This window comes from Rugosimonospora africana (assembly GCF_016862975.1).
GTDB lineage: Bacteria > Actinomycetota > Actinomycetes > Mycobacteriales > Micromonosporaceae > Rugosimonospora > Rugosimonospora africana.
Genome location: NZ_BONZ01000074.1, coordinates 1 through 17,644 on the forward strand (window position 1 = coordinate 1; position 17,644 = coordinate 17,644).

The 17,644-nt window shown below is 71.9% G+C and carries 13 protein-coding genes; 8 read left to right on the forward strand and 5 right to left on the reverse strand.

All coding sequences use genetic code 11. From position 1 onward, the window contains the following. Positions 1–74: 74 nt before the first annotated feature. The 3 genes from Raf01_RS34915 to Raf01_RS34925 all read left to right on the forward strand — a co-directional run bounded on the left by Raf01_RS34915 (position 75) and on the right by Raf01_RS34925 (position 3,601). Positions 75–1,043, forward strand: coding sequence for a carbohydrate ABC transporter permease (locus Raf01_RS34915; protein ID WP_203922370.1), 969 nt, complete (start codon positions 75–77; stop codon positions 1,041–1,043). Further along, on the forward strand, positions 1,040–1,861 hold the full coding sequence (locus tag Raf01_RS34920) for a carbohydrate ABC transporter permease (protein WP_239134211.1): 822 nt from the start codon (positions 1,040–1,042) through the stop codon (positions 1,859–1,861). Before Raf01_RS34915 ends, Raf01_RS34920 begins: the two co-directional genes overlap by 4 nt. 132 nt (positions 1,862–1,993) lie before the next feature. Then, a complete protein-coding gene (locus tag Raf01_RS34925) occupies positions 1,994–3,601 on the forward strand; it encodes a beta-N-acetylhexosaminidase (RefSeq protein ID WP_203922371.1) in 1,608 nt (535 codons plus the stop codon). An 89-nt stretch (positions 3,602–3,690) separates the two neighbouring features. Here the strand turns inward: Raf01_RS34925 and Raf01_RS34930 are convergent, their stop codons facing one another. Continuing rightward, positions 3,691–6,804: a glycosyl hydrolase 115 family protein gene (locus tag Raf01_RS34930; protein WP_239134212.1), complete on the reverse strand. Its 3,114-nt coding sequence runs from the start codon at positions 6,802–6,804 to the stop codon at positions 3,691–3,693. A 219-nt stretch (positions 6,805–7,023) separates the two neighbouring features. On the opposite strand from Raf01_RS34930, the gene Raf01_RS34935 reads away from it, so the two are divergent. Next, a complete protein-coding gene (locus Raf01_RS34935) occupies positions 7,024–8,061 on the forward strand; it encodes a LacI family DNA-binding transcriptional regulator (RefSeq protein WP_203922372.1) in 1,038 nt (345 codons plus the stop codon). A 63-nt stretch (positions 8,062–8,124) separates the two neighbouring features. Here Raf01_RS34935 and Raf01_RS34940 read toward each other — a convergent pair whose 3' ends face one another. Together Raf01_RS34940 and Raf01_RS34945 are read right to left on the reverse strand one after the other, a co-directional pair. Further along, a complete protein-coding gene (locus tag Raf01_RS34940; RefSeq protein ID WP_203922373.1) occupies positions 8,125–9,366 on the reverse strand; it encodes a D-alanyl-D-alanine carboxypeptidase family protein in 1,242 nt (413 codons plus the stop codon). A gap of 103 nt (positions 9,367–9,469) precedes the next feature. Then, complete coding sequence (locus Raf01_RS34945; protein ID WP_203922374.1) at positions 9,470–10,870, reverse strand: MFS transporter; 1,401 nt, start codon at positions 10,868–10,870, stop codon at positions 9,470–9,472. A gap of 281 nt (positions 10,871–11,151) precedes the next feature. Between Raf01_RS34945 and Raf01_RS34950 the strand changes: the two genes are divergently transcribed. From Raf01_RS34950 to Raf01_RS34965, 4 genes are all read left to right on the forward strand, one after another. After that, positions 11,152–11,658, forward strand: coding sequence for a MarR family winged helix-turn-helix transcriptional regulator (locus tag Raf01_RS34950; protein WP_203922375.1), 507 nt, complete (start codon positions 11,152–11,154; stop codon positions 11,656–11,658). Positions 11,659–11,728: 70 nt separating this feature from the next. After that, a complete protein-coding gene (locus Raf01_RS34955) occupies positions 11,729–12,913 on the forward strand; it encodes a hypothetical protein (protein ID WP_203922376.1) in 1,185 nt (394 codons plus the stop codon). 70 nt (positions 12,914–12,983) lie between these two features. Beyond that, positions 12,984–14,477 carry a hypothetical protein gene (locus tag Raf01_RS34960; RefSeq protein ID WP_203922377.1) on the forward strand — a complete coding sequence of 498 codons (1,494 nt, stop codon included), beginning with the start codon at positions 12,984–12,986 and terminating at the stop codon, positions 14,475–14,477. A gap of 28 nt (positions 14,478–14,505) precedes the next feature. Continuing rightward, positions 14,506–15,816 carry an AAA family ATPase gene (locus tag Raf01_RS34965; protein WP_203922378.1) on the forward strand — a complete coding sequence of 437 codons (1,311 nt, stop codon included), beginning with the start codon at positions 14,506–14,508 and terminating at the stop codon, positions 15,814–15,816. Here Raf01_RS34965 and Raf01_RS34970 read toward each other — a convergent pair. Together Raf01_RS34970 and Raf01_RS34975 are read right to left on the reverse strand one after the other, a co-directional pair. Continuing rightward, positions 15,809–17,050, reverse strand: coding sequence for a DUF11 domain-containing protein (locus Raf01_RS34970; protein WP_203922379.1), 1,242 nt, complete (start codon positions 17,048–17,050; stop codon positions 15,809–15,811). The genes Raf01_RS34965 and Raf01_RS34970 overlap by 8 nt on opposite strands. Beyond that, positions 17,043–17,600, reverse strand: a complete 558-nt coding sequence (locus Raf01_RS34975; protein ID WP_203922380.1) for an RNA polymerase sigma factor — start codon at positions 17,598–17,600, stop codon at positions 17,043–17,045. Before Raf01_RS34975 ends, Raf01_RS34970 begins: the two co-directional genes overlap by 8 nt. Between the last annotated feature and the right edge of the window lie 44 nt (positions 17,601–17,644).

The following is a 17,644-nucleotide window of genomic DNA, read 5'->3' on the forward strand; positions in this document are numbered from 1 at the left end:
CGCGAGCCAGTGACGCGCGGACCAGTGACGCGCGAGCCAGTGATGAGTGAGCCAGCGACGCGAAGGACGCTGCTGTGACAACGATCCTCCGGGCTCCGGAATCATCCGGTACCACCCGGCCGGCCGCCACCACCCGGTCGGCGGCCGGCCGGCGGGGCACCCGGGCACTGCCGTACGTGTTGTTGCTGCCGGCCGCCGTCGTCCTCGCGCTCGTCCAGGGGTACCCGCTGGTCCGGCTCGTGTTGATTTCCCTGCGCAGTTACGGGCTGCGGGCGCTGTTCACCGGCGAGGCGCCGTGGGCCGGCGTGGCCAACTACCGGGGAATCCTGAGCGACAGCGAGTTCGTACCGGTGCTCGCGCGTACCGTCGTGTTCTGCGTGGCGCTGGTGGCCGGCACGTTGCTGATCGGCATGCTGGTCGCGCTGATGCTCGGGGAACTCGGGCGCCGGATGCGCACCGCCGTCACTCTGTGCCTCATCGCCGCCTGGGCGATGCCGAGCGTCGCCTCGACGCTGATCTGGCAGTGGCTGTTCCAGCCGCTGTACGGGGTGGTGAACTGGGGCCTGGACTCGGTGCGGGTGTTCGGCGACTTCAGCCAGCACGACTGGCTGGCCCGGTCGGGCTCCGCGTTCTTCGTGGTGTGGACGCTGGTCGTCTGGCAGTCGGTACCCTTCGTGGCGTTGACCCTGCACGCAGGGCTCAGCCAGATCCCGCGCACCTACTATGAGGCGGCCGCCCTGGAAGGCGCCGGTTACTGGCAGAGCTTCCGCATCATCACGATCCCGTTCCTGCGCCCGATCCTGCTGCTCGTCACGATCCTGTCGGTGATCTGGGACTTCACCGTGTTCAACCAGATCTGGATCCTGACCCAGGGCGGCCCCGGCTCCGGAACCACGACGCTCGGCATCTGGGCCATCGTCAAGGCGTTCAGCAGCCAGTCGTACGGCCAGGGTGCGGCGATCGCGGTGGTGTCGGTGCTGCTTCTGCTGGGCCTGACCGCCTACTACATCCGGCGGCTGCTGCGCTCCGGAGATGAACTGTGAGGCGCCGGCGTCGCGCGCTGAACGCGGCGGCCGTCGTCTTCTGCCTGGTGTGGGCGTTCCCGGTGTACTGGATGCTCAACACCACGTTCAAGCCGTACGGCGACATCCTCACCCCGACGCCGAGGTTCCTGCCGATCCCGTTCAGCCTGGCCAACCTCACCGACGCCGTCGAGAAGCCGTACTTCACCACGTACCTGCGCAACAGCCTGGTGGTGACCGGTGCGGTGGTGGTGCTGTCCATCGTGGTGGCGTTCTTCGCGGCCACCGCGCTGACCCGCTTCCGTTTCCTGGGCCGCCGGTCGTTCCTGCTCGGCGTGCTGGTCATCCAGATGATCCCGCAGCCGGCGCTGCTCATCCCGCTGTTCCTGAGCCTGCGCAGCATGCACCTGCTCAACAGCCTCATCGGGCTCACCGTCACGTACCTCGCCCTGGTGCTGCCGTTCACCATCTGGACGCTGCGCGGCTTTCTCTACGGGGTACCGGTGGAGTTGGAGGAGGCGGCGATGGTCGACGGGGCCGGGCGGCTCACCGTCATCCGGTCGATCCTGCTCCCGCTCGTCATGCCGGGTGTCATCGCCACCAGCGTCTTCGCGTTCATCACGGCGTGGAACGACTACATTTTCGCGTACGTGATGATGAAGGACCAGTCCAGGTACACCCTGCCGGTGTGGCTGGTGTCGTTCAGTACCAACACCGGTACCGACTACGGCGGCCTGATCGCGGCGTCCACGCTCTTCGCGTTGCCGGTCGTCGTGTTCTTCATGATCATTCAACGGCGCCTGGTCGCCGGCATGACCGCCGGAGCGGTCAAGGAGTAGCCGCCGCGAGGAGCAGCCAACCCAAGGAATCCAGCCCAGGACAGCTGGCCCAGGGCAGCCAGCCCAGGGCAGCCAGCAACCCCATCAGCCGCGCCGGCGCGAGGCCGTCGCACCGTACCCCGAAGGGCCGACGTGATCATTCCCCGACCCACCACGGTGATCCGGCATCCCGGGCAGTTCGTGCTCGGATCGTCCGCCGCGCCCGGCGCGGAGCGGGTCACCGCCGTGCCCGGCGCGAGGCAGGCCGATGCCGTGCCCGGCACGGAACTGGTCACCGCCGCGCCCGGCGCCGAGCAGGTCGCCGCCCTGCTGGCCGAGTATTTCCCGATGGTCCGGGTGGGCTCTGGCAGTGTGGGCTCTGACGTTGTGGGCTCTGACGGTGTGGGCTCCGGCGAGTCACGCATCCAGCTGCGCCTGGAAGGCACGCCGGGCGGCGACCCCGAAGGGTACCGGCTGGACGTCCGCCCCGACGCGGTCATCCTGCGGGCGGCACACCCCGCCGGTCTCCGGCACGGCGTGCAGACCCTGCGCCAACTGCTGCCCCGCGAGACCTCGGCGCCGGACGCGCCACGCGAAGCATGGCGCTGGCCGTGCCTGACCATCGAGGACGCGCCCCGGCTGCCGTGGCGCGGCGTGCTCCTCGACGTGGCCCGCCACTACATGCCGCTGGACTTCCTGTACCGGTTCGTCGACGAGATCGCCCTGCACAAGCTCAACGTGCTGCACCTCCACCTGACCGACGACCAGGGGTGGCGGATGGAGGTCGACGGGTGGCCGCGGCTGACCGAGGTCGGAGCCTGGCGCAGCGAGACCATGGTCGGGCCGGCCGGCAGCACCCGGTTCGACGGCCAGCGGCACGGCGGCTTCTACACCCAGGCGCAGTTGCGGGCGCTGGTGCGGCACGCCGAGCAGCGTGGGGTGAGTGTGGTACCGGAAATCGAGATGCCCGGCCACACACGGGCGGCTCTCGCCGCGTACCCCCAGCTCGGCAACCATCCCGGACGGCGACTCCCGGTCTGGACCAGCTGGGGGATCAGCGAGGACATCCTGGGTGTGGGGGACGCGACGCTGGAGTTCTGCCGGGAAGTGCTCGGCCAGGTCGTGGACGTGTTCCCGGCCCGGTACGTGCACGTCGGCGGCGATGAGTGCCCGACCGCGCAGTGGGAGGCCAGCGCGCAGGCCCGGCGCCGGGCGGCCGAGTTGGGTCTTTCCGGTCCGCACCGGCTGCACGGCTGGTTCCTCGGCCAGATGGGAGACTTTCTGTCCGGGCTGGGTCGCCGCGCGGTGTGCTGGGACGAGTCCGGTGAGGACGCCGGCCTGCCCGGTGACATGGTGCTGACCGCGTGGCGCGACCCGGCACACGGCGCCCGGGCGGTCGCCCGGGGACATCAGGTCATCATGGCGCCGTACCGGTGGACGTTCCTCGACTACCCGGCCAGCGAGGAGCCGGACGAGCCGCCAGGCCAGCCGGGGCACCTGCTGACCTTGGACGACGCGTACCGCTTCGATCCGCTCGCCGGCCTCCTCCGCGCGTACGGCGACTCGCCCGGTGTGCTCGGCACCCAGGCCCAGATCTGGACGGAGTTCGCCCCGACGCCCGCCCACGTGTGGCACCTGGCCACCCCCCGGCTGTGGGCGCTGGCCGAGACGGCGTGGTCGGGTGCGCCGGGCGACCCGGCGGACTTCCGCGCCCGACTCGCCCGCTGGGACCCGCGGCCCGCCCGGGTCGGATCACCGTGACCTCCGGTCACGCAAGGGATCGGTGACCTGCGGTCACGCAAGGGATCCTGTGACCTCCGGTCACGTGGGGGGTCGGGGGCGAGCTCCGATCACCTGTCGCCGAGGCGCAGGCTCTCCGGCGGACCGAGGTAGCTCTCCGCGACGCCGCCGGTGTCCACCACCAGTTTCTGGAGCACCACGGTCGGATCGACCATCCAGAACCTGAGCACGTGCGGGCCGGCGGTCGCGATGGTGTGCGCGGTCGAGGTCCGGTTCACGTTGTCGGAGGTGTTGCGTTCCCAGGGCCGATTCATGGTGCCGTCGTCGGCCACCGGAGCCGCCGTGGTGACGTTCACGATCTGTGGCGGGTCGTCGTCGAACGAGACCGCGTACCGGATGCCGGCACCGTGCAGCACGTTGTTGCGCGGCGACAGGTACGCCCAGACGACGACCGGGCCGGTGGTGAACAGCTGCAGCCGGTACTCCAGCCGCGGACAGCCCGGCCCTGGGGTCGCGGCCGGAGCGGTGACCGGGAACGCCTTCATGCCGGAGCCGGTGCGGCCGATGTCGGGGATGCGCCGCCAGTGGACGCCGGAGGCGTGGACGGCCGTGGTGACGTGGTCCGCTTCGATCGACACGTACCCGTTGGCCTCGACGTGGGTCGGTGTCCGGGACGGCCGGACGCTGGCGTTGCGTACCACGGCCCGGACCAGGACGCTCGCGCCGCCCGGGCCGGTGACGACGATCGGTACCGTCGTGGTGCCGGCCGGTGCCCGGCGCCAGTCCACGCGTACGGTGGCGCGTACCTGCGTGTCCACCCAACCGTGGGCCGGCGACACGGTCAGCCACCCGGCCGCCGGCTGGATCGCGTAGTCGAAGGGCACCGTGCCCCGGTTGAACACCTCGATGTACTGCGCCGGTTGGCTCTGGTACGGGCTGAACTCCGGCAGCGTGGCGCCGGCCGCCCCGGCGAGCCAGAACTGGTCCGACCCGTCGACCGCGACGCCCAGCTCGGCGATGTCGGGCACCGCGATCCGTCGTACCGCGGGAAAGATGACGTCCGGCAGTGCCCGCCCGCTGCTGTCCTCCGGTTCCTGCCAGGGCGCGTTGGGCCCGTACCGGGCGACGTCGCCGTAGTCGACGTGCGGCTGGAGCTGGAAGTCGCGCCACTTCCCGCCGGCTACCGCGGTGTTGTAGTGGTCGGCCAGCGCGAAGTCGTCGGCGAGGCGGGCCTCGGCGGTGGCGGCCAGGTCGTTGGTGGCGGCCCGGCCCTGCCCCGCGTAGAGCAGGTTGGTGAACTCGGCCAGCCGCAGCGCGTACAGGTTCGCCGTCGCGAGCACCTGGTACCCGACCAGTTCGAAGTACGCGTCCCGGAGCGGGTCCGGCAGTGCGTCGCGTACCTTCGCCGTGTCCGCGGCCAACTGTTGCCATTGCTGGGTGACGGTCTCCAGTTCCCGGTAGTTGACCAGGCTGAACGGGCTGGCCTGGTCGTCGTAGACGATGCTGGTGCCGTTGCTCGTGATGCGCCGGTTCAGGAGCTCGGGCTTGCGCCGCGAAGCCAGCCGGGAGTAGGTGTGCAGGATCGTCGCGATCGCCGCGGCGTGCGTCTGTCCGAAGTGGAGCGATGCCCAGTCTCTCTCCCAGTCCGGGATGCGGTCCACGTCCAGGGCGTCCGGGGCCCAGGCGTAGTCCAGGAAGAACTGCAGCGCCAGTTCGTTGCCCTTCAGGTCGCCCACGTTCACCACCCACAGCTGGCTGACGCCGTACGCGTAGACCTGGTGCAGTTGCTCCCAGACGTTGGGCAGTAGCGTGGTGTCCACCCACTTGTAGTTGCGGCCGCCGCCGACATAGTCGAAGTGGTAGTAGATGCCATAACCTCCGGACCGCCGGGGCAGGGCCGGATCGGGCAGCTTCCGCAGGTTTCCCCAGTTGTCGTCGGCGAACACCAGGGTCACGTCGTCGGGTACCGCCATGCCCTGGTCCCAGTACCGCTGCACCTCCTTGTACAGCGTCCACACCTGCGGTGTTGCGGCCGGATCCCGGCCGGTCACCTCGGTGAGGATCCGCCGCTGCGTGGCGACGATGTCCTCCATCAGCTCGATGCCGTTGCCGTCCGGCAGGGCGGTGTCGCCGTTGCCCCGCATGCCGATGGTGACCACACCCTCGAAGTGCTGGTCCACCATCCGCTGGATACCGTCCCGCCAGTACGCCGTGACGGCCTCGGCGTTGTGCCGGAAGCTCCACTCGCCGGTGCCGCCGTACGGGTCGCTGCCCGGCGTCACGATGTTTCCGGCGGAGTCGCGTACGGCGGCGTGAGCGTGCCGGTTCCACTCCTCGATCCCGCGCATCATCGGGGCCTCGTGCGACGTGCCCATCACCACGCCGTACGCCGTCGCGACCGCGTGGTTGTCCGGGTCGTCCTCGGCGAATGCCCGGCCCCACACCGCCGGCCACAGGTAGTTGCCCCGCAGCCGGAGCAGCGCCTCGAACACGGCCGCGTAGACCTTGCTGTTGAACCCGCCCGGGTAGCCCGGCGCCAGGCCGGGGCCGAAGTACCGCGGCGCCCAGGTGCCGAGGTTCGGGTTCTCGTCGTTGATGAAGAAGCCACGGTATTTCACGGCCGGCTCGCCGGTGACCGTCCGGGCCGACCGTACGGACAGCTCGGGCCGGTGGGCCGGCGGCACGTCGTCCCAGAAGTACCAGGGTGAGACGCCGATCTCCCGCGACACGTCGTACGCGGCGTAGATGGTGCCCCGCTGGTCGCTGCCGGCGAGCACGAGGGCGCGGCGGACGCCCGGGAACGGGTCGGTCACCACCTCGCGCAGCGAGCACTCCCACCTGCCGGCGATCTCGCTCACGTCGAGCCGGCCACGCCGGACCAGGGCGTCGACGAGGGGGCTGCGGCCGACGGTACCGATGAGCACGATGTCCCGGGCCGGGGCGGCCCGATCACCTACCTCGGGCTCGACACCGGTGACCCGGCCGATGTCGGCCCGCAGGTCGCCGGCCACCCGGACCACTCCCGGATGGTCCTGTCCGCTGACCATCAGCGGTGTCGCCCGGCCGGCCGCGACGAGCGGAAAAGCCGCGCCGGCCTTCGCCGGGGCCGCCGCCGCCACACCCGGAGTCAAGGCCGGCGTCAGGGCCGGTACGGTCAGCGCGGCGGCGGCCGCTCCGGCGCCCCGCAGTACGTCGCGACGGCTCACCACTCCCTCGTCGGCCACGGCTTCCCATCCCTCCGCCCGGTGTGTGTCGGCACGGTCACCGGGGTTCAACACTCATCAATGCCTCGGTGGCCCGTCAATGTCTCCGGCACTGAAACTGGTTGCAGCGCGGCCCGCCGGCCAGGGATGAAAGCCCCCCGGTCGCCAGCCTTGACAAGTTGCAGCAACCGGCGCGATGGTTGTGCAACTGCTCGACGAGCCGAGATGGAGGCGCCGCCGATGGCCGTCACCATCTACGACGTCGCCCGCGCCGCCGGAGTGTCCGCGGCCACCGTCTCGCGTGCGTTCGCCGTTCCCGAACTGCTGCGCGACGCCACCCTGCAACGCGTTCTGCAGGCGGCCGACGGCATGGGATACCAGCCCAGCCGCACAGCCCGCCGGGCGCCACCCGGCGGCGGCACGGGCAACCTCGCGGTGATCGTCCCCGACGTGACCAACCCGTTCTTCCCCAGCGTGCTCAAGGGTGTGCAGGCCCGGGCGCGCGAGGAGAACTACTCCGTGTTCCTGGGCAACGCCGAGGAAAACCCGCGCGCCGAGGTCGAACTGGTGCGCGCCATGGCGAAGCAGGTCGACGGCGTCATCATCTGCGCGCCGCGGATGTCGTCGACCGAGCTGAAGGAGGCGCTGGGCCGCACCAGGCTGGTCCTGGTCAACCGCCGGGTGGCCGGGGTTCCGTCGGTGGTCATGGACAACGTCGGCGGCATGCGGCAGGCGATCGACCACCTCGCCGCGCTCGGCCACCGGCGCATCGCCTACCTGGGCGGCCCGTCCACCTCATGGTCCAACCAGGAGCGCCGCCGCGGGCTGCGCCGGGCGTCCCGGCACGGCATGGCGGTGGTGGAGTTCGGCCCGTTCGCGCCGGTGTTCGAGGCCGGGGTGCACGGCACCGACCTCGCACTCGCGGCGCGGCTGACCGCGATCGTCTGCTACAACGACCTGATGGCGCTCGGCGTGCTCAGCCGCCTGGCCGACCGCAGGGTCCGGGTGCCCGACGAGGTCAGTGTGCTCGGGTTCGACGACATCCCGATGGCCGCCATGTGCAGCCCGGCCCTGTCGACCGTGGCGATTCCCCAGGAACAGGCCGGGCACAAGGCCGTCGATCTGCTGGTCGAACTGCTGGCGCGCGGGCGGGACCGGGACCGGGACACGTCGTACGGCATGGCCACCCAGCTGACCGTGCGCGGGTCGACCGCGATGCCGGCCGGGGCGCGGGTACCGGCGATGACCCGACCGCGCCGGATCGCCCGGCGCGCATAACCCGCAGGCCCGACACCGCCCGGCGCGCGTGACCCGCAGGCCCGACAGCCACTCCGCACCGGCTCAGCGGTGCGCGATCCGCTCCCACCAGCCGGGCGGGATCAGCGCGCCGGTGGTCTGCACGTCGGTGCTGACCGCCGTGTTGTCGGCGGTCAGCTTGAGCGTGCCGACGCCGACCGCTGCCGCGATCTTGTCCGGCACGGTGGCGTGCGTGTCGAGCCGGTAGGTCAGCCCCGGCCAGCCGAGGACGTCCAGGTCGTCGGACGCGACCAGGGTGGTACTCCGGCCCAGCGGCCCCCGTACGGTGGCCACCAGCTGCCCGGCGTGCACCGCCCGGTACTCGTGCACCACCGTGCTGCCGATCTCCATGAGCCGGCGTGCCGCGGTGAACGCGTCCTGCATCTCCGGGCCCGGTCCGAGCACCGCGCCGATCACCTTGATCGGGTGTCCGTTCACGCCCAGGTCGGCCGCGAACACCAGGCAACCGCCGGCCTGGTCGGTGTTGCCGGTCTTCACGCCGACGATCCCGTTCTCGCCGAGCAGCGAGTTGACGTTCTTGACCACGCCGGCGACCGGCAGCGTGGCCTGTTTCATCGCCACGATCTGCGCCATGACCGGAAACTCCATCGCCGCCCGGGCGAGGGTGACCTGGTCGGCGGCGGTGCTGACGGTGGTCGCTTCGAGTCCCGACGGATCGGTGTAGTGGCTGTGCGCCATTCCGAGGTCCGCGGCGGCCCGGTTCATCTTGGCCACGAAGGCCGGCCGGCTGCCCGCGTCCCAGCGGGCGAGGATGTAGGCCATGTTGTTGGCGGACGGCAGCAGCAGCGCCTGGAGCGCCTGCCGCTCGGTGAGGACCTCGCCGGCCTCGACCTGTACCAGCGACTCGCCGCGGGCGAACTGGTCCGGGTACGCGGCGGCCTCGTCGGCCGACACGGTCAGGGTCGGGCCGTCCTCGTTCACCCGCATGGGGTGGTCGCGCAGGATCAGGTAGGCGGTCATCACCTTGGTGACGCTGGCTATCGGTACCGGCTTCGAGCCGCCCGAGGAGCCCAGGCCGCCGAGCCCCTCCACCTCCAGTACCGCCTGCCCGTCTGACGGCCAGGGGAGTATCGGCGGGGTACCGGGGATCACGTACATTTGCGGCACCGCCTGGATCACCTGCGGCGCCGGCAGCGGCCCGGCCAGCCGCAGCCCGGCGAACCCGGCGGCGCCGAGGAGCGGCACGAGCACGGCCACGGCCAGCCACAGCCGCCGGCGGCGAGCCGGCCGCGGCTCCGCGACCGGCTCCAGATTGGTCTTCGTCACGTCAATCCCCCGCTTGCCAATCGTGGAAAGCGGAGCCGCCGTACCGTCGAGGCGGACTTCTCACGCTTACCCGACCTCATCGCTTACCCGATCGCCGGGGCGGCTAACGCGACGTTGCGCCGCAGGTCACCCGAAAGCGGTCGGTGTCCCCGGAAATGGAGGGGCTCAGGGAGGCGGAGGGGCTCAGGGAAGCGGAGACGCCTGGGACCGAGACGGCTGGGGCCGAGGGGGTAACTGCGGCCGGCGATCCGAATGCGGCCGGGGAGACGGCTGGGGCCGGGGAGACGGTTGGAGCCGGGGAGACCGCTGCGGCCTCCGGGGCAGTGGGGACGGCCCCGGGGAGCGGCGCGGGCCGGCGCCGGGCCAGCGGCCGCTCCAGCCGGATGAGCAGCGTGGCGCCGGCCAGCACGGAGCCGATCAGGAACAGCCAGGGCAGCCGGCCGTCGACCGCCAGCAACGCGGTGAACAGCGACGGGGCGAGGGCCGCCGACAGCGACCAGGACAGCTGGTACGCCGCCAGGTACCGGCCCCGGGCGGCGTCCGGCGCCACCTCGATCGCCAGGGTGCTCGCGGCCGGGCTGTGCAGCAGTTCGCCGGCCGTGTAGAACGCGGTCGTGCCGATCAGCGCGCCGGCGAGCACCACGCTGCCGCCCGGACGGGTGGTGCCCAGCACCGCGAAGCCGGCGAACGCCAGGGCGAACACGGCGGCTCCGCTCGCGGCGACCCGGGTGCGCCGGCTGATCCGCCGTGCCGCCCGGCTCACCGGCACGCCGGCCAGGGCGCACAGCGCGGTGTTGACCGCGAACAGCACGCCGACCGTCGCGGCCGGGGCGTGCAGCACGGTCACCGCGTATGCCGGCAGCAGCAGGGACAGCGCGGAGTACCCGAGCGCGATCAGGAAGTTCGCCGCGGTCAGGCCCAGGAACGGCCGGTCGGCGAGCAGCGTCCGGTAGCCCGTCCGGGTGCGTTCGCGGTCCCGGGCCGGCTGCCTCGGCACCCGGCGGGCGAACAGCGCCGCGACGAAGAAGCTCACCGCGTTGAGCCAGGCCGCGAGCGTGAACCCGGTGTCGCCGGCCAGCCCGATGATCAGCGATGCGAGCAGGCCGCCCGCGCCCAGGCCGGCGTTGCGCAGGCTGCGGGCCAGGGCGTTGAGCCGGTCCCGGTCGCTGCCGGTGGCGACCTCGCCGATGAGCGCCTGTTGGATGGCGGGGAACGCGCGGTCTCCGGTCGCGGTGAACAGCGCGACGGCGGCGAACGCCGGCAGCGTGCCGGCCGCCGGGTACGCGACGAAACCGAGGCCGCGTACCGCGTAGCCGACCAGTTGCATCCGCCGCGCGCCGAACCGGTCGACGGCCGCCCCGGCCAGCGGCAGCAACGCCATGCCGACCAGTCCCGCGACGGTGAGGACGGCGCCGATGACGGCGAGCGGCAACCCGGTGACCCGCTGGAAGAACACCAGGGAGAACGGCACGTACATGCCCGAACCCAGTGCGTCGATGGTCATTCCAGTGATGAGCGCCCGTTCGCCGGGGCCCCGCCTGGTTTTCGTCCGCGTCATCGTCGGATTCGCTGTCCGTGTCGCCGTCTGCGTCATCGTTCCTGTCACCGTCCCCCTGTTGAGGTGCCGGCCCTGTCTCGGGGTGCTGTCTCGTCGAGGTGCGTCCTTGCCGAGACGCCGTCCCGTCGAGGTGCCGGCTCGCCTCCGGTTGCCTTGGAGATAACTTAGCACTAAGAAACTTAGCGTCAAGTAACTGAGGCTGGGGTGGGGTGTGGCACACTCGGCTCATGCCGCAGGACAGAGCAGCGAGCCGGGCCGACGGGGTGGACGCGATCGTCGCGCAGTGGGCGGCGCAGCGCCCCGAGCTGGACACGCTGCCGATGGAGGTCTTCGGCCGGATCTACCGGATCGGCCGGCTGATGGGCGACCGGGTGGAGCGGGCATACGCACCGTTCGGCATCGGGCGCGGCGAGTTCGACGTGCTCGCCACCCTGCGCCGGGCCGGCGATCCGCATACGCTCTCGCCCAGCCAGCTGTCCGCCACGCTGATGCTCACCACGGGCGGGATGACCGGGCGGCTGGACAAGCTGGAGCGCGCCGGGCTGGTCCGCCGGGTGCCGGATCCGGCCGACCGCCGCGCGTTGCGGGCACAGTTGACCGCGAAGGGACGCCAGCTCGTCGATGAGGCGGTCGAGGCCGGGCTGGCGGAACAGACCGCGGCGCTGGACCAGTTGCCGGCCCAGCAGCGCACCCAGCTGGCCGGCCTGCTGCGCACGCTGCTCGCCGCGTGCTGACCCGTACTGACTCCGCGTGCTGACCCGCGTGCCGACCCCTGATGGTGATCCCGGAAAGGTGCCTGCCGATATGAGCGACGTCGAGGCACGGTTGGCGCGCATTCGCGGTACGGCGCCGGTGCGGGAGCACACCGCGCGCACGATCGCGGCGCTGACCACCAATCCGGGCTGCGACCGGCGCGCCGTACTGGACGCGGCCGGCATCGACAAACAGAAGCTGGCCGGATACGTGGAGTTTCCGGTGCCGTCCGGGCAGTCCCCGTTCGCCATCAGCCGCGGCAACGCGTTCGAGGCACAGGTGAAGGCGGACGGTTGCGCCGGACTGCTGCGGCTGCTGGGCGAGCGGCTGGGCCTGCCGGTACCCGAAGTGTCCTACGCGGACCTGGCACCGGCCGGCACCGGCGCGAGCCTCGACGCGCGCCACGCGCGCACCCGCGAGCTGCTGGCCGAGGCGGCGGCCGCGGGTCCGGACGGCGGCGTCCTGCTCGACCACCCGCTGCTACGGCTGGACGTCGGCGGCCGTGCCGCGTATCTGGAGCCGGACCTCATCGCGGTCAGGCTGCGCGGGCGCTTCCACGTCGTGGAGATCAAGTCCTTCGCGGTCATCGACGGGCAGGCGGACGGGCGGAAGGTGGCCGCGGCCGCGACCCAGGCGGCGGTGTACGTGCTGGCGCTGCGCGGGCTGCTCGCCGAGCTGGGGTACGGGCCGGAGACGGTCGCCGACGAGGTGGTGCTGATCTGCCCGGAGAACTTCGCCAACCAGCCCACCGCGGCGCTGGTCGACGTGCGCCGGCAGCTGACCGTGCTGACCCGGCAACTGTCCCGGCTGGCGCGCATCGGCGACCTGATCGCGACCTTGCCGGCGGATCTGACGTTCGACTTGGGGGCCGCGGGAGCGCAGCCGGAGCCGGGTTGTGGCGGAGGCGAGCACCCGCCACGTTTCTCCGACGATTCGGCGGTCCCGGGACGGCCGGTGGTGGAGGTCGTCGGGGCGCTGCACGCCACCCGGGCGCGGTATGCCCCGGAGTGCCTGGACGCCTGCGAGCTGGCGTACTTCTGCCGGGACGAGGCACGCGGGCAGACCGCGGCGCTGGGCCGGTCGGTGCACGACGAGTTGGGCGGCGTACCGGACGTGGCCGGGGTGCTCGACCTGGCCGCGGGGACCCGGGTGCCGGACCCGGATCAGGCCGAGGCGGCCGAACTGTTGCGGCTGGCCGCCCGCCTGCGCGCCGAGTCGCTGGCTTCGGCTCTGTGAGCGGGACTTGTCGGATGAGCGAGGCGTGCGTGAGGAAGCGCCAGCGACCGGATCGGGGTGACCACGCCGCATGAGTACGTTGACCTCGCTTGCCCGCGCCGAGGCCGTACGCGCCGGGCGGGCGCAGCCGATCGCGACGGTGCGTCACGTCCACGTGCACGACCGTCCGCTGGTCCTGGTGCCGCTCACCCTCGCCGGGGAAGCCAACGCACCGCTCGCCGCGATGGTCGGTGACGATCCGGACAAGCCCCGGCTGCTCGTCGTCGCCCAGCCACGCAACCGGGACCAGCGCTTCGCGTTCGCCACCGCGCTGGCGGGCGTCATCGTGTCCTATGCGGACGGATTCACCGCGCGGGTGGAGGCGGTGGCGGGTGACCGGGCGCGGGACATCCGGGTACGGTTCGCCGACGCGCCACAGATCGTGGTACCCAACCCCGGCGGCGTCGACTTCGCCCGGCTGTTCGGCCGCTCCACCCGCTTCCGCCGCTCGTACGGTGACTACGCGGTCGATCCCGCCGTGCCGATGCTCGGCCGGTGGCTCACCTTCTTCGCCGAGCGGGCCGAGTATCCGGGCTCGTGCCTGCTGCTGGCCGCGACCGAGGCGCTGGCACTGCACTGGGCGACCGGCCAGAGCCTGGTCGAGGACCAGAACCTCGCCGCGCTGCTCGGCTGGATCGACCCGCCGGTCGGGCTGACCGGCGCCCAGGCCGCGGTGCTGGCCGAGGACGCCGGGACCTGGCCGCCAGCGGGCCCGACCACCGATCCGACCTTCGACAGCACGGTGCTCGCCCCGCTCATCCAGGCCGGCGACGTACCCGGGTTGGAGAAGGCGTTGACCGCGCAGCTGGAACCCACCTGGGGCCTGGTCTGGCGGGCGGTCGACCGGCTGCGCGCGCTGCCCGCCGGTCCCCGGGTGGCCGGGCGGTGGGACGCGGACAAGGAGGCGTACACGGCGCACGTGCAGCACCTGCGCGACGGCGGGCCGCCGCAGCCCCGGCGGGACAGCGCGACCGCGGCCGCCCAGCGGCTCAACCGGCTGGAGCGCGCCCAGGCCAGCTACGCCGCGCAGCGAGCCTTCGACGATCCGCTGGTGCTCGCCGAGTACCGGCTGGCCGGCGAGGCGTTCGTCGGCACCGTGACGGCCGCCGAGCCGGAGCGGGTCGAGGGCGCCGGCCGGTCGCGCAAGCTGCGCCCGCACATCGTGGTCAGCACGGCCGACCCGGTGCGCCTGGCACCAGGCACGGCGCTGGTCGCCCCGACCCGGTCCGGCCAGAAGGCGACCCTGATCGCCATCACCGGGGATGGCGTGCTGCTCGAGCTGTCCGGCGGCATGGGCCGGGCGGCCACCCCCGCGCCCGGTACCGTGCCGGAGGTCGGGGAGCGGATCTGCTACTCGTCTCTGACCGACGGGTACCAGCCGGTCGCCGACTTCCCGAGGCGGGAGGACACGCCGTGGACGCACGGCGGTCCGCCGGCCGGATACGACCCGGCCCCGGTGGGGGACGCTGCCGACGCGGCTGCCACTGACACCGTCGCTGCCGACGCAGCAGAGGAGTGGTCGTGAGCGAACTTGCGCGTGAGCGGAGTTTGTCGTGAGCACTGACGTCCTGCCCGCCGTACTCGCCGACCTGCGGTCCGGGCTGCACCGTGGCGTGGTGGTCGACTCGCCGCCCGGGGCCGGCAAGTCCACGCTCGTGGTACGCGCCGCCGCCGAACTCGCGGCCGGGGGCGATCCGCTCATCGTCGTGGCGCAGACCAACGAACAGGTCGACGACCTGGTGGTACGGCTTGCCGACGCGGTACCGGACGCGACCATCGGCCGGTTGGCCGCCCAGGACTACCAGGCACCGGCCCGGATCCGGGACCGCCCGGCCGTCCGGGTCGGCCGGAAACTCGCCGAGCTGCCCGGCTGCGGGATCGTCATCGGTACCGCCGCCAAGTGGGCCACCGTCGGCGACCGGGTCTGGCCGTGGGCGATCGTCGACGAGGCGTACCAGATGCGCTCCGACATGCTCCTGCGCATCGCGAACCTGTTCGACCGGGCGCTGTTCGTCGGCGACCCCGGCCAGCTCGACCCGTTCTCCACTGTGGACATCGACCGCTGGACGGGACTGACCTGGGATCCGATGCAGAGCGCGGTGGCCGTCCTGCTGAGTCACCACCCGACGATGCCGGTGCACCGCCTGCCGGTCTCCTGGCGGCTGCCGCCGACCGCCGCGCCGGTGGTCGCCCGGGCGTTCTATCCGTTCGCCGGGTTCGAGGCGGGAACCGTTGCCGGACAACGGCATCTGGAGTTCACCGCGCGGGCGTCGGGAACGGCGTCGGCCGGCCCGCTGGACGCGACCGTGGACCTCGCCGCGGATCGGGGCTGGGCGCTGTACGAGTTGCCGGCCCGGCACGCGGTACGCACCGACGGGCAGGCCGCGGCGGCCTGTGCCGAGCTGGCGCTGCGCGTGCTGGAACGCGGGACGGTCGCCTACTCCGAACGCGACCCGGCCGGGGTGCCGGTCACCGCCGACCGGATCGCGATCGGGGCGGCGCACCGCGACCAGGTCGCCGCGATCCGTTCCGTTCTCGGGACGGCCGGCGACGGCATCACCGTGGACACGGCGAACCGGTTGCAGGGCCGGGAGTACGACGTCACCGTGGTGCTGCACCCGCTGTCGGGCCGGCGGGACGCCAGCGCGTTTCACCTGGAGTCCGGGCGGTTGTGTGTGCTGGCCTCGCGGCACAGGCACGCGTGTCTGGTGGTGGCCCGGGCCGGCATCCCGGAGCTTCTGGACGCGCACCCCTCGACGGAGCCGGTGCACCTGAACGTACCGGTGAAGTTCCCGGACGGATGGGAGGCGCACCAGGCGACGATGAGCCACCTGGAGCGCCTCCGGATCCGTGCGGTCAGTTGAAAATCACCTTCAACCTCGGCATGGTGTCGCTGTACTTCTGGTCACCGATGCGCAGCTGTGCGTCGAGATCGGTGATGTCGCCGTTGCTGCCGCTGGTCTGAACCGGGTACTCGGTCTGGCTCTGGTCCCAGGTCGTGGTCAGGGTGACCGTCTTCGACGCCCCCGCCGCGAGCGGGCCGAGCTGGCAGATCGGCGTGGAGTTCTGACCCTCCGGGCAGGCCGTCGAGCGCCCGATGTCCCCGTTGGACGTCACCACCCGCAGTTCCAGCTGTTTCACAGACCGGGAGCCGGTGTTGCGGACGGTGATGGTGAGCCGGCCGGTCCGCTTGCCGTTCACCGGTGGGTCGAACGTCAGGTTGGACACGACCGTGGTCAACCTGACGTTCGAGGTGTCGGCGACGAACGAGGTCGAGCCGCCGGTCTGGGCGAACGCGCCGCCTTTCCAGCCGTACGTGCGCCACTGCCACACGCCGGATGCCTGGCCGCCGTCGGTGGACGTGGACGCATAGTCGCCGACGTGCACCATGACCGCCGAGCCGGACACCTTGACGTCGTCGATGTTGTTGATCTTCTCGGTCGAGTTGGGCCCGAGTTCCAGCTTGGCGACCAGACCGATCGTCGTGAACGTCCCGTTGGCCTTCCGGTGGTACGCCACGACCTGCCGCATCGCGCCCTCGCCGGGCCGGCAGCTGATCATCGCGACATCGTCCCAGGAACCGTCCCGGTCGACGTCGGCGCTCAGCACCTTGTCAATCTTGGTGTACTGGTTCGCCGAACCGTTGGTGAACCTGGTCGCGCCGTGCGGGCACGAGTCTCCGTACACCGCCGGCAGGTTGAGCGTGGCGTCGCTGAGGTCGTCCGGATCGTGAGGGCCGCTGGCACCGGTACCGGCGCCGCTGCTGCCGGCGCTGGGGGTACCGGTATCGGTCGGGGCGGTCGACGGCGACGAGCTGGCGCTCGGGCTGCCGGCCGGGCTCGGGCTGTTCTGGTTGCCGATCACCGGAGGTGGGACGTGTTCCGCCGGGCCTCGCGCGGCGTAGGCGGTACCAGCGGTGACCACCACGACGGCCACGCCGGCCACGATCGAGGCGACGCGAACTTTGCGACGGCGGCGGGCCGTGGCGATTGCCGCGACCGTGCCCTGGGGCTTGATGAATCGCATGGTGCCTTCCTGATAGTCGTCGACGGCGCCGGCAATCACTCGGTCCTCGAAGTCGAGGTCGAAGTCAGACATCGCCGGTCTCCCTTCGGTCATCGGTGAGCTGAGCGGCCACGGCGGACCGGGCCCTGTGCAGCCATGATTTGACGGTTCCCTCCGGGACTCCCTCCCGCTCCGCGATCTCCAGCACGCTGTCGCCGGCGATGTAGTACAGGACGAAGATCCGGCGCTGCCGGTCGGGCAGGGTGGCGAGCGCCCGCATGAGCGCCACCCGGTCCGGGCTCGGCCCCTCCACGTGCTGCTCGCGTTGCCGGCCCAGGAACGCCATCACGGTCCGGTGGCGGCGCCAGCCACTGATCGCGAGGTTCCACGCGACCCGGCGGACCCAGCCGGCCGGATCGTCATAGGCGGACAGCTTCTGCCACCGGGGAATCGCCCGGCAGAATGCCTCCTGCACCAGGTCCTGGGCCTCGGACAGGCTGCCGACGTACGCGTTGAGCTGCAGCGTCAGGTTGTGAAACTGGGCGGCGTACAGCTCCTCGAAGCCGGCGAGCCGCTCGCCCGAGCCGGGCGACGAAGCCGGATTCTCCGCGCCGTTGCTGGACTTCTCCCGTAACGCGGTCACATTTGCCGCCCTCCCCGTTGCGGGGCCTGCTTTCCCGGCCCGTT

Coding starts and splice junctions, on each gene's coding strand:
- Raf01_RS34935 (WP_203922372.1), top strand. CDS start 7,024: ATGGCCGTCACCATCTACGACGTCGCCCGCGCCGCCGGAGTGTCCGCG.
- Raf01_RS34945 (WP_203922374.1), bottom strand. CDS start 10,870: ATGACCATCGACGCACTGGGTTCGGGCATGTACGTGCCGTTCTCCCTG.
- Raf01_RS34950 (WP_203922375.1), top strand. CDS start 11,152: ATGCCGCAGGACAGAGCAGCGAGCCGGGCCGACGGGGTGGACGCGATC.
- Raf01_RS34955 (WP_203922376.1), top strand. CDS start 11,729: ATGAGCGACGTCGAGGCACGGTTGGCGCGCATTCGCGGTACGGCGCCG.
- Raf01_RS34960 (WP_203922377.1), top strand. CDS start 12,984: ATGAGTACGTTGACCTCGCTTGCCCGCGCCGAGGCCGTACGCGCCGGG.
- Raf01_RS34970 (WP_203922379.1), bottom strand. CDS start 17,050: ATGTCTGACTTCGACCTCGACTTCGAGGACCGAGTGATTGCCGGCGCC.